We start from the raw sequence: 13,772 nt of genomic DNA, 5'->3' as shown, positions 1-13,772 counted from the left end.
GTTCAGCTGACGCGGCCGGCTTGCTTTCGAGACTTGCCGCACTGCAGCAGGATTCGGACGGCTGCCGGCGTCCCGTCGAGGGAGGTCACCACATCGTCGCGCGTCTGTGCTGCCGCGCCCGCAACCTTGTCCAGGGATGTCACCGACGGATCGAGGGTTGCGGTGATCTCGACCACTCGCTGCCCGCGGTCGGACACCGAACGGCCGGTAGCCGACACCACACCGTCGTGGGCGGCCAGTGACTTGGCGGCGCTTCGAGCAGCCGTTCCCAGATCGACACTGAGCCGGCCGTCGACATCGGCATCCGCATCCGGGACGGACGCGAAGGCGACGGTGCCGACGGACCGACGCGGCAGGTGTGCGAGAAGCCACCACAGGCCGAGCAGAACGAGAACGATGGCGGCCGCGCCGAGAGCCCAGGGCCACCAGCCTGCGTCGATGGCGGTGTCGACGAACGCTGCGTCGAGACGTTCGCGGCCGGGGAACTCGCCGCGCTCCCACGCGACTGCTCCTCCGCCGAGGGCGATCAGGGCGAGGCCGACAACGGCTGTGCTGGTGCGGTCGACGGATGCAGTTGCGCGCTTCATGAGGCTTGTCCTGTCGTTCGCACTCGAGCGCGGACCTTCGGCGCCGACGCGAGTGGGCGGAGAGCGTCGTTCACAGAGGCCACGACCGCAGACTTCAACTCCGAAGTATCGGAGCCGGCCACGGTGGACACCGACACGGCGACCTTCTTGTTGCCGGCCTTGGCGGTCGCGGAGTCGACTCCGGCACTGTCGAGGGCGACGGCGCGCGCAACAGCGGCGAGGTCACCCTTGCGAAGCCAGACGTCGTGCTCGGTGAGGGCGCGGTGGGTGCGTCTGCGGGGACGAATCGCAGTCAGCACCAGGATGAATCCGACGACGACTGCCGCGATACCTCCGGGCAGCATCCACTGCTGAGCAGTCAGACCGTCGAGATGTGTGGCGGCGGGGCCGACCCACTCGGGGCCGTCGATGGCACCCCAGTTCAGCAGCGCCTCGCGGCCGAGAACCACTCCGGCACCGATGAGGACGAGTGCGAACAGGATTGCGGGTACGGCTGCGGTGGGGTTCGCCACCGGCTTCTTGCTTGCCTTCTCGATCACTGCACTCTCCCTTCTTCATGGGTGGCCTCGGCGGGTACGCATTGGACGGTGACGTCGACTCGGTCGACGGTGTAGATGCCCAGCTCGGACAGATCCCGTGCCACGGCGGCTCGGACGTCGGCTGCCACCTTCGCCAGCGGCGAGGGCCACGTGACCGCCACCGCGACCTGTGCGCGGACACGGGAGCCGTTGACCGTCACGTCGGCCTTGGGCAGGTCACGCCCGCCGAGGACGCGTAGTCCCGGCTGAGGCCCGGCGACCGCGTCGGTGCTGCGAGCAGCGAGGACCGCGAGCCGCTCGACGGCCTTGTGCTTGATCTCCAGCGATCCGCGTTCGCCGGGGTCGGTCACTGTGTCAGTCACGACCGCGACCACGCATGATCGAGTTCAGGTCCAGCTCCCCGTCGATGTAGCGGCCGACGAAAAAGCCGAGGCCACCGAGAACGATGGCGATGAGGAAGCCGGTGAAGCCGCCTGCCGCTGCGGCGATGGCCAGCAGAAGTCCCACGAACAAACCGATGGTTGCAGTGGTCATGGTCTTGATCTCCACTCAGAGTTCGAAGTAATTGCGCCTGGTGACGCGTTTGCGGATGCGAGCGATCCGCTTGGGAAGTGTGCGTAGCGGGGACGGAATCGAGGACGCGCGGAACACCGTCGGTGCGCTCGCTGCGTTGACAGGGGTCGAGGGCAGCACCGCGAATCTTCGGTCGACGGCGGCGAGTTCGGCCATGTATCGGGCCGGATCTCCACCGATGTCGGGGTGGTGCTCGCGTGCCACAGCGCGCCGAGCCGCCTTGTAGGCGGCGGCTCGGTCGTGCGCTGCATGCTCGTTCACCTGGTCAGACTCGCACAATGTCCTCGACGGTGACGTGCACGGGCCCGTCGACCATCGCCGCCACTGTGCGACGGACGGAATCGGCGGTCTCACGGACCGCAACCCCGAATTCGAGGGTCACGTGAACCTCGGTTCCGTCCTCCCCGATTCGGATGCCGGCGATCCGGCGTCCGGGCAGGTACGTAGCGGCTTCGCCGAACATGCCGCCGTGCAGCCCGACGACACCGTCGATCGCCAGAACGGCGTCGGCGATGTCCTCGGACCTGTCACGCTCCGTCATGTGCGGATCGGTCACTGCACTCGGGTGGTGGCGGGCTCGGTGGTGGTGTCGTCGTCTTCGGAGCCGTCGTCGAGGAAGATGTCGTGGACGACGATGTTGACCTCGGTGACCTCAAGCCCGGTCATGCGCTCTACGGCGTTGATGACGTTGCGACGGATGCCTGCCGCGAGATCTGCGATCGAGACACCGTAATCGGCGACGATGTCGATGTCGACCGCTGCCTGACGCTCGCCGACCTCGACCGAAACGCCCTGCGACTGGTTGACGCGGGCACCGGGGATGCGCTCGCGGAGGGCACCGATCGCGCGGCTTGCTCCGCCGCCGACGGCGTGCACTCCCTGAACCTCACGGGTGGCGATACCGGCGATCTTGGAGACGACGGTGTCGGCAATGGTGGTGCGGCCCTGCGAGCTGACGAGCACAGAATCCGACTTGGTGGTGATGTCGGTCTTGCCTTCGCCTGTTGCGGATACGGTTGCCTTGGTGTCCGTCGTGGAGCTCATGAATGCCTCTCTTCGTTGAGTGTCGTGCAGTGTGTGTCAGGAGTTGGTCGTAGCTCGATGGTCGAAACGCACGTCGTCGTAAAGTGACCTACGTCATAGATTACGTCCGGTGGTAAACCGGTATCGAAAGACTCGCGTGATCGATGACAACGATGAAGTGAACGGGGGCCCGATGGAGTGGGTAGACGCGTCGGACCGCGTTCTCGTCGGCGCGGCTGCGCTCGGCGAGACCGATGCGTTCGAGGAGATCGTCCGGCGATACGGCCCGGAGATGTTCCGGTATGCGCGCAACATGTTGTCCGATCAAGGTGCCGCCGAGGAGGTGGTGCAGGACGCGTTCGTCGCGGCATGGAAGGGACTCGACAACTTCCGTGGTGACTCGGCGTTGAGGACCTGGCTCTTCTCGCTCGTCTCGCACAAGGTCATCGATCATCGGCGACGGCGTAGCGTGCCTCCTGCGGAGGATTGGGTGTTCGAGCGCAAGAGCACCGGCGCAGGCAGCGATCCGGAGGCCGATGTGGAGGCCGACAGTTTCATGGCCGAGCTCGGCGTCGCGCTGGCCGAACTGCCGTACCGCCAGCGGGCCTGCTGGCTTCTCCGTGAGGTCGAGGGCATGACCCACCCCGAGATCGGCGCGATCATGACGTTGTCCGCGGGCGCAGTGCGCGGGCAATTGACCAGAGCACGAGCAACATTGAGCGAAAGGTTGGCAACATGGCGAACCCAGTAGAACCGGATATGGTTCTCGCGCGTGCTGCCACCGAACTTCGGGATGCACCGCAAGAACCGAACTGGGTGGACATCAGCTCGTCCATCATCGCGAAAGTACGCAACACCACCCGGCGCACCTGGCCCATCGACAGCGCTTTCCCTGCCGGCTCAGGAGCCGAGGCCGGCGACTCGCTGAGGATCAGCGACCACATCGTCAAGACGACGCTTCGGCGTGCCCTCGCAGGCGTGCACGGCGCACAGCCGACCGAGATCGATCTCCACCTCGACGACCATGCCTGCATCGGCCTGTTCATCGCGGTGATCGGGGTCTACGGCGACGATCTGCAGGCCGCGGGCGACCGACTTGCGAGTATTGCGATCGAGACCGTGTGGGAACTGCTGGGCATCACCCTCGGCCGCGAAGAGGTCGAGATACGCGTCGACGATATCGAGGAGCGCTAGCGTAAATATCGCGTCATAACCGCTGGTCGGTGGCGTAAGAAAGCGTAAGGAAACCGGCTCCGGTCGGTAGCGGGATCCAGGATCGAGCAATGACCGAATTGCTCTGTCTCGCGGTGGCCGCGTTCGTCGCGGTGTACCTGTTCGTCGCTCTCCTCGACCCGGAGAGGTTCTGACGCCGCCATGAATCCTGCTCTGCTTGCCGGTCTCCAGATCGGCGTGGTGATAGTCGTGCTCGCGGCTGCCTATGTGCCTCTCGGCGACTACATGGCCCGTGTCTACACGCGCACTCGGGATTCGAGTGTCGAACGAGTTCTGTATCGCATCGCGAGAGTCGATCCGGAATCCGAACAGACCTGGGTCGGATACTCCACCAGCGTCGTCGGGTTCTCGGTCGTCAGCGTGGTGTTTCTCTTTCTGCTGCAGCGCATCCAAGGCGTGTTGCCGCTCAACGGTGGCCTGTCCGGTGTCAGCCCGGCGATGGCGTTCAACACCGCGGCGTCGTTCGTCACCAACACCAACTGGCAGTCGTACACGCCCGAGACCACCATGTCGAACCTGACGCAGCCGCTGGGTTTGGCGGTGCAGAACTTCGTTTCTGCTGCAGTCGGTATCGCAGTGGCGATCGCCGTCGTCAGAGGGTTCGTCCGGTTTTCCACCGGCGGTGAACTGGGGAACTTCTGGGTGGATCTGATCCGCGGAACGCTACGAATTCTGTTGCCGCTGTCGCTGCTGGTGGCGGTAATTCTGCTCACCCAGGGCGTGGTGATGTCGTTTTCGACGGGCTTCGCTTCCACCGGCCTGGACGGGCAGGCGGTAACCAATGCGCTTGCGCCCGTTGCCTCTCAGGAAGCGATCAAGGAGATCGGCACCAACGGCGGCGGCATTCTCGGAGCCAATTCCGCGCATCCGTTCGAGAACCCGACGCCGCTGTCGAACATCGTCGAGATCATCTCGCTGCTGCTGATTCCGGTGGCCCTCACCCGCACCTTCGGCACCATGATCGGCAACCGCAAGCAGGGCCTGACGGTGCTGGCGGTGATGGCCACGCTGTGGGGCACGATGTTGGCAGTGACGCTGTTCGCCGAGTCCGGTACCCGCGGCGTTGCCGCAACCGCGGCGGGCGCAATGATGGAAGGCAAGGAAGTCCGCTTCGGTATCCCGGCGTCGGCTTTGTTCGCCGTGTCGACCACCGGAACATCCACCGGTGCAGTCAATTCCGCGCACGACAGCATGTCTGCGCTCGGTGGCGGGACAGTACTGCTGAACATGCTGTTCGGGGAGATCGCACCAGGCGGCGTCGGAACCGGCCTGTACGGATTGCTGGTGTTGGCCGTGATCGCCGTCTTCGTCGGGGGACTCCTCGTCGGCCGAACTCCGGAATTTCTCGGCAAGAAGCTGGGTCGACGCGCCATCACGATGGCCGCGCTGTCGGTACTGGTGATGCCGATCCTCGTTCTCGTCGGTACGTCCATCACAGTGCTGCTCGAATCGACGACCGGCTATCAGGGCAATCCCGGCATCCACGGCTTCACCGAGGTGCTCTACGCCTACGCCTCGGCATCCAACAACAACGGCAGTGCCTTCGGCGGACTGACGGTGACCAGCGACTGGTTCCAGATATCGCTCGGTGTCGCGATGCTGCTCGGCCGTTTTCTGCCGATCGTCTTGGTGCTGGCGCTGGCCGGCTCGCTGGCGACGACCAAACGCAGCGCACCCAGCGCCGGAACCCTCCCCACCGACGGGCCGCTGTTCGGCACACTGCTCATCGGCACTGCCGTTCTGGTCGCGGCCCTCACCTTCTTCCCCGCACTTGCTCTCGGACCCATAGCAGAGGCCATGCAATGAAACTCTCTCTCGCAACCGCGCTTCCAGGCGCATTCCGAAAACTCGATCCGCGCCACCTGGCTCGTAACCCCGTCATGTTCGTCGTCTTTCTCGGCTCCATCGTCACCACGGTGCTGTCGATCGCCGCTCCGTCCGTGTTCGCGTGGTTCGTGACCGGTTGGCTCTGGTTCACTGTGCTCTTCGCCAACCTGGCCGAGTCCGTCGCCGAGGGGCGCGGCAAGGCGCAGGCCGCGAGCCTGCGAAAAGTCAAGCAGGACAGTGTTGCTCGACGACGTATTGCCTCCGGTGCGGAGTTCGTCATCACCGAAGTGGCCGGTGCGGAGTTGCAGGTCGGTGACGAGGTGGTCGTCTCGGCCGGTGAGGTCATCCCCGGCGACGGTGACGTCATCGAGGGCATTGCCAGCGTCGACGAATCGGCGATCACGGGTGAATCTGCACCGGTGGTCCGGGAGTCGGGGGGTGACCGTTCCGCGGTCACCGGAGGCACCATCGTGCTCTCCGACGAGATCGTCGTGAAAATCACTGCGGCGCAGGGTGAGACGTTCGTGGACCGAATGATCGCGCTCGTCGAGGGTGCAGCTCGGCAGAAGACACCGAACGAGATCGCCCTGAACATCCTGCTCGCGTCCCTGACGATCGTGTTCCTCTTCGCGGTGGTCGCCATCGGTCCGATGTCGAACTATGCGGGCCGGCAACAGGATCCGATCCAGTTGATCGCGCTGCTGGTCTGCTTGATCCCCACCACCATCGGCGCACTGCTCTCGGCCATCGGTATCGCGGGCATGGACCGGCTGGTTCAGCGCAACGTTCTCGCGATGTCCGGGCGTGCGGTGGAAGCGGCAGGTGACATCGACACATTGCTGATGGACAAGACCGGAACCATCACCTTCGGCAATCGCCGCGCCACCGGGCTACACCCGGCGACGGGCATCGACGCGGTCGAACTGGCGCGGGCAGCCCGCCTGTCCTCGCTCGCCGACGGCACCCCCGAGGGACGCAGCATCGTCGAACTGGTCGAGCGTGACTTCGAATCCGCAACGACCGACGGCGAATCCGAGCGCGGCGAGTTCGTGGCGTTCACAGCGCAGACTCGGATGAGCGGGCTGGACCTGCCGGGTATGGAGATTCGCAAGGGTGCAGCAGATTCGGTGTACAGCTGGATTCGTGAGGGCGGCGGCACGGCCGATCTGGACGCCACCGTGCACGACATCGCGCAGAACGGCGGCACACCGCTGGTGGTTGCGGTCCGCGAAACCGGTTCTGCTGCCCGTGCTCTCGGAGTCGTCGAACTCTCCGATGTGGTCAAGCCGGGCATTGCCGAGCGCTTCGCCCAGCTGCGCGCCATGGGAATCCGGACGGTCATGGTGACCGGCGACAACCCGCTCACCGCCAAGGCGATCGCCGCCGAGGCCGGAGTGGACGACTATCTGGCCGAGGCAACCCCCGAGGACAAGCTCACGCTCATCCGGCGAGAGCAGGAGGGCGGCAGGCTGGTCGCGATGACCGGTGACGGCACCAACGACGCTCCGGCTCTCGCGCAGGCCGACGTCGGTGTGGCGATGAACACCGGAACATCTGCCGCCAAAGAAGCCGGCAACATGGTCGACCTCGATTCCGATCCCACCAAGCTGATCGAGATCGTCGAGATCGGCAAGCAGTTGCTCATCACCCGCGGAGCACTGACGACGTTCTCGCTGGCGAACGACCTGGCGAAGTACTTCGCGATTCTGCCGGCGATGTTCTCCACCGTCTATCCGCAGCTCGGTGGGCTCAACATCATGCATCTGGCGACACCGGAATCGGCGATCCTGTCGGCGGTGATCTTCAATGCGCTGGTGATCGTGGCACTGATCCCGTTGGCGCTCAAAGGTGTTCGCTACACCCCGGCGTCGGCGGCCGCGTTGCTGCGCCGCAACCTGCTGCTGTACGGCGTCGGCGGTGTCATCAGTCCGTTCGTCGGCATCTGGCTCATCGACCTCCTCGTTCGACACATTCCAGGGATAGGCTGATCATGCGTTTCGTACAGGGTTTTCTTCGCCAGCTGGTGGCCGGGTTCGCAGTGTTGTTGGCGCTGACGGTGATTCTGGGCATCGGCTACCCGGCCGTGGTCTGGGGCATCAGTCGAATCGGAACCGACTCCGCCGAGGGTTCGCCGCTGCGTGACTTGCAGGGCTGCGTCGTCGGAAGCTCGTTGATCGGCGTCGACCCGCAGGTCGCGCCGGGAGAGCCCGATCCGTACTTCCACACCCGCGTGACGGGATCGGTGTCCGAGAACGATGCCTTCGCTCCCGGCGATCCTGCAGCGGCGCTGCCGACCAACCAGGGGCCGTCGAGTGAGATTCTCGCGTCGTTCGTCGAGCAGCGTCGCGCTGCGATCGCCGAGCGCGAAGGCGTCGACCCCGCCGCGGTTCCCCCGGACGCGGTCACCGGCTCCGGTTCGGGAGTCGACCCCGCGATCAGTCCGGAGTACGCCGCGGTGCAGGTACCGAGGGTAGCCGAGGTCAACGGTATGAGTGTCGGCGACGTCGAGGCTCTGGTCGCCGAGTACACCGCTGGACCGCAGTACGGTGTGCTCGGGGCGAAGGCGGTCAACGTGCCGGAGCTCAATGTGGCGCTGGGCTTGACCAGCCCCTGCAGCTGAGACAGGAGAAGTGTCGTGCCGGATCGAGGTGAACTGCGCATCTATCTGGGCGCTGCGCCGGGAGTCGGCAAGACGTTCGCGATGCTCGGTGAGGCGCACCGGCGTCAGGACAGGGGCTGCGATGTGGTTGCTGCCCTGGTCGAGACGCACGGCCGAGAACGGACGATCGCCGCGCTCGACGGGATCGAGGTGGTACCGCCCCGCCTCGTCGAGTATCGCGGATCGCAGTCGGAGGAGCTCGATCTGGAGGCCGTGCTGGCGCGGCGGCCCCAGGTTGTCCTCGTCGACGAATTGGCGCACACCAATACACCGGGAGGCGTGCACGGTAAGCGGTGGGAGGACGTCGAGGACCTGTTGAACGCAGGCATCAGTGTGATTTCGACGCTCAATGTGCAACATCTGGAATCGTTGAACGACGTGGTGCAGCAGATCACCGGGGTGCCGCAGCGAGAGACCGTACCGGACAGCGTGGTTCGCGGTGCCGACCAGGTCGAGTTGGTCGACATCACCCCCGAGGCGCTGCGCAGTAGATTGCGGCACGGCAACGTCTACGCCCCCGAGAAGGTGGACGCAGCACTGAGCAACTACTTCCGCCGAGGCAATCTCACTGCGCTGCGTGAGTTGGCGTTGCTGTGGATCGCCGATCAGGTCGATGCGGCACTGGTGAAGTACCGCAGCGAGAATCGGATCACCGACACCTGGGAGGCGCGTGAGCGGGTGGTCGTCGCGGTGACCGGTGGCCCGGAATCGGACACTCTGCTGCGTCGCGCGAGCCGCATCGCCTCCAAGTCCAGCGCAGAGTTGATGGTGCTGCACATCGTTCGCGGGGACGGACTGATGGGCGTCTCGGCACCGCAGATGGGTTCGGTGCGCAAGCTCGCCGCGGGGCTCGGTGCCAGTGTGCACAGTGTGGTCGGTGACGACGTGCCGACGACGCTGCTCGATTTCGCTCGCGGGGTGAATGCGACTCAGCTGGTGATCGGTACGTCGAGACGGTCTCGGGTCGCGCGGATTCTGGACGAGGGCATCGGTGCCGCGGTGGTGCAGAATTCCGGAAAGATCGACGTGCACATGGTCACTCACGACGAGCGGGCGCGGCGCTGGCGACTTCAGGTCGACGCAGGCCGACGCCGGATTCTCGCGTGGATCGCCGCGGTTGTCGTCCCGTGTGTGGCAGCGGCGGTGCTGAACCTCGTCGGGCCGAACTTCGGTCCGAGCGGGGAAAGCGCACTGTTCTTCATGGTCGTTCTGTGTGTCGCACTGCTCGGAGGCGTTGCGCCTGCTGCATTGTCGGCGCTGATCGCCGGGTTCCTGCTGAACTACTTCTTCACCGCGCCCCTGTACAGCCTCACGATCGCAGAGCCGGAGAATTTTGTCGTCGCCGTCGTCCTGCTGCTCGTGGCCATCGCAGTCGCTGCCTTGGTGGACGCCGCCGCGCGGAGGACGCGACAAGCTCGACGCGCCTCACAGGAGGCCGAGTTGCTCACTCTCTTCGCCGGATCCGTCCTTCGGGGAGCCGATCTGCCGGCGCTGCTCGAGCGTGCCCGCGAAACCTACAGTCAGGATGGGGTGTCGCTGTGGGACAACGAGTCCGCGACGATCGTCGGCACCACGGGGGCCGGTGCCCCCACGGACAAGGACAGTGCCGACACCGAGATCGGCACCGGTGAGTTCACGCTGCTTCTCGCCGGCGACCGAACTCGAGCGCACGATCGACGAGTGCTCGCGGCTGTGGCCAACCAGGCCGCCGGCATGGTTCGGCAGGGCCGTCTCGCCGAGGAAGCCAGCCGCGCCAGTGCGCTTGCCGAGGCCGATGCATTGCGTCGAGCATTGCTCTCGGCCGTCAGCCACGATCTGCGGACGCCGCTGTCTGCAGTCAAGGCGGCGTCCTCGTCTCTGCGCAGCACCGACGTCCAGTTCTCGCCCGAGGACACCGACGAATTGCTGGCCACCATCGACGAATCGGCCGATCAACTGACGGCTCTGGTGAGCAACTTGCTCGACTCCTCGCGATTGCAAGCCGGTGTGGTGCAACCGAGTCTGCGCCCGGTCTTCGTCGACGACGTTCTGGTCGGCGCCTTGGTCGGAGCCGAGGATCGGGTCCGAGTCGAGGTGGGTGACGTCGAGGTAGTGGCCGACCCGGGCCTGCTCGAGCGCGTGCTGGCCAACCTGGTGAACAACAGCGCCCGCTACGCTCCCGTCGGCGACATCACCGTCAGTGCCACGACACACGGAGACCGGGCGATCATCTCCGTCGCCGACCACGGTCCCGGCATCACCGAGGGTACCGAGGAGACCATGTTCGACGCGTTCCAACGACTCGGGGATCGTGACAACTCCGTCGGCGTCGGGCTCGGGCTGTCGGTGGTGCGCGGGTTCGTGCGGGCGATGGGCGGTACCGTCACGGCATCGAACACCGTCGGCGGCGGGCTGACGATGACGGTCGAGTTGAAGGCGGCGATCAGGTGAAGGTGCGGGCGCTTGTCGTCGACGACGAGCCGCAGATCGTGCGCGCGCTTCGAATCAATCTCAACGTCCGCGGGTTCGAGGTCGTCAGCGCGGCGAGCGGCGGGGAGGCGCTGCGGGTGGCCGCGAACTTCCACCCCGACATCGTGATTCTCGATCTCGGCCTGCCCGACATCGACGGAATCGACGTCATCGCGGGGCTGCGTGGGTGGACCGACGTGCCGATCCTGGTTCTCTCGGCGCGTACCGACTCGGCCGATACCGTCGAGGCGCTCGATGCCGGTGCCGACGACTTCGTGACCAAGCCGTTCGGTATGGACGAGTTGTTGGCGCGGTTGCGCGCCGCCTTGCGACGTGGACCGCACTCGGTTGCCGAGCCGGTAGTGCAGACCGCGGACTTCACCGTGGATCTCGCTGCGAAAACTGTTGTGCGAGATGGTGCGAGCGTGCATCTGACTCGCACCGAATGGGGTGTTCTCGAATTGCTGGTTCGCAACGAGGGCAAGTTGGTGTCGCAGAAAGAGATACTGCGGACCGTCTGGGGTCCCGGGCACGAGCGCGAAACACATTACCTGCGCATCTATCTCGGTCAGCTGCGTCAGAAGCTCGAACGAGACCCGGCCGCGCCGGTGCACCTCATCACCGAAACGGGTATGGGCTACAGATTCGTGAGCTAGGCGTTGGGTTGTGCTCCCGACTCGTCCTGGTCGACGAAGAGCGCGAGAGATTCCCAGTTCTGTTGCACGGCAAGGGCGGCTCCGTCGGCGTCGCCGGCACTGCACAATTCGATGATTCTCTCGTGTTGTGCGATCGAATCGCGACCGACGAGCGAGGCGAATCGTAGCCGCTCCAGCCGCCGCAGGCTGGGTGTGACCTGCTCGAGCACCGACGCCACCACGTGGTTCTGGCCGGCCTCTACGGCGACGTTGTGGAACGCGTCGTCGCTCGCCAGGGCCACGTCGACATCGCCGCGGGTGAAGGCGGCGGCGAACTCCCTGTTCGCGTCGCGCATCCGGGTGATCTCGGGGGTGTCCATGAGCGGTACGGCGGTGCGCATCGCGAGCGCGTGCATGGCTGCGGCCACCGCCTGGACGTCCAACACCGCCTTGCGCTCGATGGTCGAGACGACAGTCGAGCGGCCGGGCCGCGTATGGACCAGACCGGCCAGCTCCAGTCGAGCGATGGCATCGCGAATGGGTGTGCGGGACACGCCGAGCCACTGCTCCAACTCCGAGTCGCGCAGTCTTTCGCCGGGTGCGAACGTGCCGTCGACGATGGCGTCTCGGATCGATACGTAGGCGTTCTCGCGCAGCAGTGACCGCTTGTGCTTTCCGAGTTCGACGGGTACCGGCATGCGAAATATCGTAGCCCACCCCGTCCGGCCTTGACAGATGGCGACATGCAAGATGCAATATATCGCAGACCCCGACCCGAGGAGAACTCCCGTGCCTATCGACGATTTCGACCGCTATCCACTCACTTTCGGCCCCAGCCCGATTCACCCGATGGAACGGTTGAGCGCTCACCTCGGCGGCGCGAAGATCTGGGCGAAACGAGAAGACGTCAACGCCGGACTGGCTTACGGCGGCAACAAGACACGCAAGCTGGAGTACATCGTTCCCGACGCATTGGCCAAGGGCGCGGACACTCTCGTCTCCATCGGCGGCGTGCAGTCGAACCACACGCGGCAGGTCGCTGCCGTGGCTGCGAAATTGGGACTGAAAGCGGTTCTGGTGCAGGAGAAGTGGGTGGACTGGCCCGATTCCGTCAACGACAAGGTGGGCAACATACTGCTGTCGCGAATCATGGGTGCGGACGTACGGCTCGACCCGTCGGGCTTCGGCATCGAGTTCAAGGACAGCTGGCAGAAGGCCATCGAGGACGTCGAGCGGTCGGGTGGCACACCGTACGCGATCCCGGCAGGCGGATCCGATCACAAGCTCGGCGGTCTCGGCTTCGCCAACTGGGCGTACGAGGTACAGAAGCAGGAGGAACAGCTCGGGGTCTTCTTCGACACGATCGTGGTGTGCAGTGTGACCGGCTCGACGCACGCGGGCATGATCGCCGGCTTCGCGGGTCAGGACCGGCCACGCCGTGTCCTCGGTATCGATGCGTCGGCCAAGATCGAGGCAACTCGCAACCAGGTGGAACGGATAGCGCGGAACACCGCCGAGCTCATCGGTCTGGGACGTGAACTCCGCGACGACGAGATCACCGTCCTCGAAGGGTGGGCCGGTGACTACTACGGCATTCCGGTCGAGTCCACCATCGAGGCCATCAAGATGACGGGTCGCCTCGAAGGTGTCATCATCGACCCCGTCTACGAGGGTAAGTCCATGGCCGGCCTCATCGACCTGGTCGAGCAGGGTGAGATCGGCAAGGAATCGAATGTGCTCTACGCACACCTGGGCGGTCAACCCGCTCTCAACGCGTACAGCGGGATCTTCTGACGTAGACGCAGCCTCGTCCCTGCCCAGTGACGACTTCAGGAGGTGCGGTCGATGAGGCAGAGTCGAGAAGCGTTGGATCCGTTGAGTTGTCGGATCACGGCGGCACTGCAGGTCAACCCGAGGGCGCCGTGGGCGAGCATCGCCGACGCGCTCGGCGAGCCCGAGAGAACGGTGACTCGACGGGGGCGGGAACTGCTGGAGTCGGGCAGTGTTCGCGTGGTCGGAGTCATCGGTGCCACCGGTGCCGTCGTTCTTCGAGCGCGCTGCCACGTGGGTATGGCCCGCGCAGTGTCCGTCGGGCTGGCCCGTCGTGACGACACGATGTTCGTTGAGGTTCACCCCGAAAAGTGGACAGTGGCTACGCGGCCATAATCGGCGCGTTCAGTGACTGTTCGTAATTGTGGGGGCTGAGCATTCCGATCGTGGAGTGCCTACGTCGAGTGTTGTAGAAGTT

General features: G+C 65.2%; 18 protein-coding genes. 10 read left to right on the top strand and 8 right to left on the bottom strand.

The features are described 5' to 3' along the window. Positions 1–2 precede the first annotated feature (2 nt). Genes MTX35_RS14030 through MTX35_RS14000 form a run of 7 tightly spaced genes read right to left on the bottom strand, consistent with a single transcriptional unit; the run spans position 3 to position 2,743 of the window. Positions 3–587, bottom strand: coding sequence for a hypothetical protein (locus tag MTX35_RS14030; protein WP_243595570.1), 585 nt, complete (start codon positions 585–587; stop codon positions 3–5). Beyond that, on the bottom strand, positions 584–1,126 hold the full coding sequence (locus MTX35_RS26025) for a DUF6286 domain-containing protein (protein ID WP_243595569.1): 543 nt from the start codon (positions 1,124–1,126) through the stop codon (positions 584–586). The genes MTX35_RS14030 and MTX35_RS26025 overlap by 4 nt, the downstream gene beginning before the upstream one ends. Continuing rightward, positions 1,123–1,488, bottom strand: coding sequence for an Asp23/Gls24 family envelope stress response protein (locus MTX35_RS14020; protein ID WP_243595568.1), 366 nt, complete (start codon positions 1,486–1,488; stop codon positions 1,123–1,125). The genes MTX35_RS26025 and MTX35_RS14020 overlap by 4 nt, the downstream gene beginning before the upstream one ends. Continuing rightward, positions 1,481–1,660, bottom strand: coding sequence for a hypothetical protein (locus tag MTX35_RS14015; protein WP_027495126.1), 180 nt, complete (start codon positions 1,658–1,660; stop codon positions 1,481–1,483). The genes MTX35_RS14020 and MTX35_RS14015 overlap by 8 nt, the downstream gene beginning before the upstream one ends. 15 nt (positions 1,661–1,675) lie before the next feature. Beyond that, on the bottom strand, positions 1,676–1,960 hold the full coding sequence (locus tag MTX35_RS14010) for a hypothetical protein (RefSeq protein WP_121871524.1): 285 nt from the start codon (positions 1,958–1,960) through the stop codon (positions 1,676–1,678). A 4-nt stretch (positions 1,961–1,964) separates the two neighbouring features. Next, positions 1,965–2,240 (bottom strand): Asp23/Gls24 family envelope stress response protein, encoded by a 276-nt coding sequence (locus MTX35_RS14005; RefSeq protein ID WP_243595567.1) that lies wholly within the window; start codon positions 2,238–2,240, stop codon positions 1,965–1,967. Positions 2,241–2,251: 11 nt separating this feature from the next. Beyond that, positions 2,252–2,743 (bottom strand): Asp23/Gls24 family envelope stress response protein, encoded by a 492-nt coding sequence (locus MTX35_RS14000; RefSeq protein WP_243595566.1) that lies wholly within the window; start codon positions 2,741–2,743, stop codon positions 2,252–2,254. A 172-nt stretch (positions 2,744–2,915) separates the two neighbouring features. Here MTX35_RS14000 and MTX35_RS13995 point away from each other — a divergent pair, with 172 nt between their 5' ends. From MTX35_RS13995 to MTX35_RS13965, 8 genes are all read left to right on the top strand, one after another. Continuing rightward, positions 2,916–3,473, top strand: coding sequence for an RNA polymerase sigma factor (locus tag MTX35_RS13995; protein WP_243595565.1), 558 nt, complete (start codon positions 2,916–2,918; stop codon positions 3,471–3,473). After that, positions 3,458–3,916, top strand: coding sequence for a hypothetical protein (locus MTX35_RS13990; RefSeq protein WP_243595564.1), 459 nt, complete (start codon positions 3,458–3,460; stop codon positions 3,914–3,916). The genes MTX35_RS13995 and MTX35_RS13990 overlap by 16 nt, the downstream gene beginning before the upstream one ends. A gap of 89 nt (positions 3,917–4,005) precedes the next feature. Continuing rightward, positions 4,006–4,089 (top strand): potassium-transporting ATPase subunit F, encoded by an 84-nt coding sequence (locus MTX35_RS26290; protein ID WP_121871520.1) that lies wholly within the window; start codon positions 4,006–4,008, stop codon positions 4,087–4,089. A 7-nt stretch (positions 4,090–4,096) separates the two neighbouring features. Beyond that, positions 4,097–5,761 carry a potassium-transporting ATPase subunit KdpA gene (gene kdpA, locus MTX35_RS13985; RefSeq protein ID WP_243595563.1) on the top strand — a complete coding sequence of 555 codons (1,665 nt, stop codon included), beginning with the start codon at positions 4,097–4,099 and terminating at the stop codon, positions 5,759–5,761. Beyond that, positions 5,758–7,770 (top strand): potassium-transporting ATPase subunit KdpB, encoded by a 2,013-nt coding sequence (gene kdpB, locus MTX35_RS13980; RefSeq protein WP_243595562.1) that lies wholly within the window; start codon positions 5,758–5,760, stop codon positions 7,768–7,770. Before kdpA ends, kdpB begins: the two co-directional genes overlap by 4 nt. A gap of 2 nt (positions 7,771–7,772) precedes the next feature. Beyond that, the gene (locus MTX35_RS13975; protein WP_243595561.1) at positions 7,773–8,402 is read left to right on the top strand and encodes a potassium-transporting ATPase subunit C; all 630 of its coding nucleotides are present in this window, start codon (positions 7,773–7,775) and stop codon (positions 8,400–8,402) included. Positions 8,403–8,417: 15 nt separating this feature from the next. Next, on the top strand, positions 8,418–10,871 hold the full coding sequence (locus MTX35_RS13970) for a sensor histidine kinase KdpD (RefSeq protein WP_243595560.1): 2,454 nt from the start codon (positions 8,418–8,420) through the stop codon (positions 10,869–10,871). Next, on the top strand, positions 10,868–11,545 hold the full coding sequence (locus tag MTX35_RS13965; RefSeq protein WP_243595559.1) for a response regulator: 678 nt from the start codon (positions 10,868–10,870) through the stop codon (positions 11,543–11,545). The genes MTX35_RS13970 and MTX35_RS13965 overlap by 4 nt, the downstream gene beginning before the upstream one ends. On the opposite strand, the gene MTX35_RS13960 is transcribed toward MTX35_RS13965, so the two are convergent. Next, positions 11,542–12,222, bottom strand: a complete 681-nt coding sequence (locus MTX35_RS13960) for a GntR family transcriptional regulator (RefSeq protein ID WP_243595558.1) — start codon at positions 12,220–12,222, stop codon at positions 11,542–11,544. The two genes, MTX35_RS13965 and MTX35_RS13960, sit on opposite strands and share 4 nt — an antisense overlap. Before the next feature lie 91 nt (positions 12,223–12,313). On the opposite strand from MTX35_RS13960, the gene MTX35_RS13955 reads away from it, so the two are divergent. Together MTX35_RS13955 and MTX35_RS13950 are read left to right on the top strand one after the other, a co-directional pair. Beyond that, complete coding sequence (locus MTX35_RS13955) at positions 12,314–13,318, top strand: 1-aminocyclopropane-1-carboxylate deaminase (RefSeq protein WP_243595557.1); 1,005 nt, start codon at positions 12,314–12,316, stop codon at positions 13,316–13,318. Positions 13,319–13,369: 51 nt separating this feature from the next. Continuing rightward, positions 13,370–13,690, top strand: coding sequence for an AsnC family protein (locus MTX35_RS13950; protein WP_243595556.1), 321 nt, complete (start codon positions 13,370–13,372; stop codon positions 13,688–13,690). The last annotated feature ends 82 nt before the right edge of the window (positions 13,691–13,772 follow it).

Origin of the sequence: Rhodococcus sp. ARC_M12 (genome assembly GCF_022810385.1) — a bacterium.
Lineage (GTDB): Bacteria > Actinomycetota > Actinomycetes > Mycobacteriales > Mycobacteriaceae > Rhodococcoides > Rhodococcoides navarretei.
This window is presented reverse-complemented; position numbering and strand designations above follow the sequence as displayed.

What these genes read in the sequence shown, in the direction of transcription:
- kdpB (WP_243595562.1), top strand. Translation starts at nt 5,758, where the DNA reads ATGAAACTCTCTCTCGCAACCGCGCTTCCAGGCGCATTCCGAAAACTC.
- MTX35_RS13990 (WP_243595564.1), top strand. Translation starts at nt 3,458, where the DNA reads ATGGCGAACCCAGTAGAACCGGATATGGTTCTCGCGCGTGCTGCCACC.
- MTX35_RS14000 (WP_243595566.1), bottom strand. Translation starts at nt 2,743, where the DNA reads ATGAGCTCCACGACGGACACCAAGGCAACCGTATCCGCAACAGGCGAA.
- MTX35_RS13960 (WP_243595558.1), bottom strand. Translation starts at nt 12,222, where the DNA reads ATGCCGGTACCCGTCGAACTCGGAAAGCACAAGCGGTCACTGCTGCGC.
- MTX35_RS13975 (WP_243595561.1), top strand. Translation starts at nt 7,773, where the DNA reads ATGCGTTTCGTACAGGGTTTTCTTCGCCAGCTGGTGGCCGGGTTCGCA.
- MTX35_RS14005 (WP_243595567.1), bottom strand. Translation starts at nt 2,240, where the DNA reads ATGACGGAGCGTGACAGGTCCGAGGACATCGCCGACGCCGTTCTGGCG.
- MTX35_RS14015 (WP_027495126.1), bottom strand. Translation starts at nt 1,660, where the DNA reads ATGACCACTGCAACCATCGGTTTGTTCGTGGGACTTCTGCTGGCCATC.
- MTX35_RS26290 (WP_121871520.1), top strand. Translation starts at nt 4,006, where the DNA reads ATGACCGAATTGCTCTGTCTCGCGGTGGCCGCGTTCGTCGCGGTGTAC.
- MTX35_RS13950 (WP_243595556.1), top strand. Translation starts at nt 13,370, where the DNA reads ATGAGGCAGAGTCGAGAAGCGTTGGATCCGTTGAGTTGTCGGATCACG.
- MTX35_RS14030 (WP_243595570.1), bottom strand. Translation starts at nt 587, where the DNA reads ATGAAGCGCGCAACTGCATCCGTCGACCGCACCAGCACAGCCGTTGTC.
- MTX35_RS13995 (WP_243595565.1), top strand. Translation starts at nt 2,916, where the DNA reads ATGGAGTGGGTAGACGCGTCGGACCGCGTTCTCGTCGGCGCGGCTGCG.
- kdpA (WP_243595563.1), top strand. Translation starts at nt 4,097, where the DNA reads ATGAATCCTGCTCTGCTTGCCGGTCTCCAGATCGGCGTGGTGATAGTC.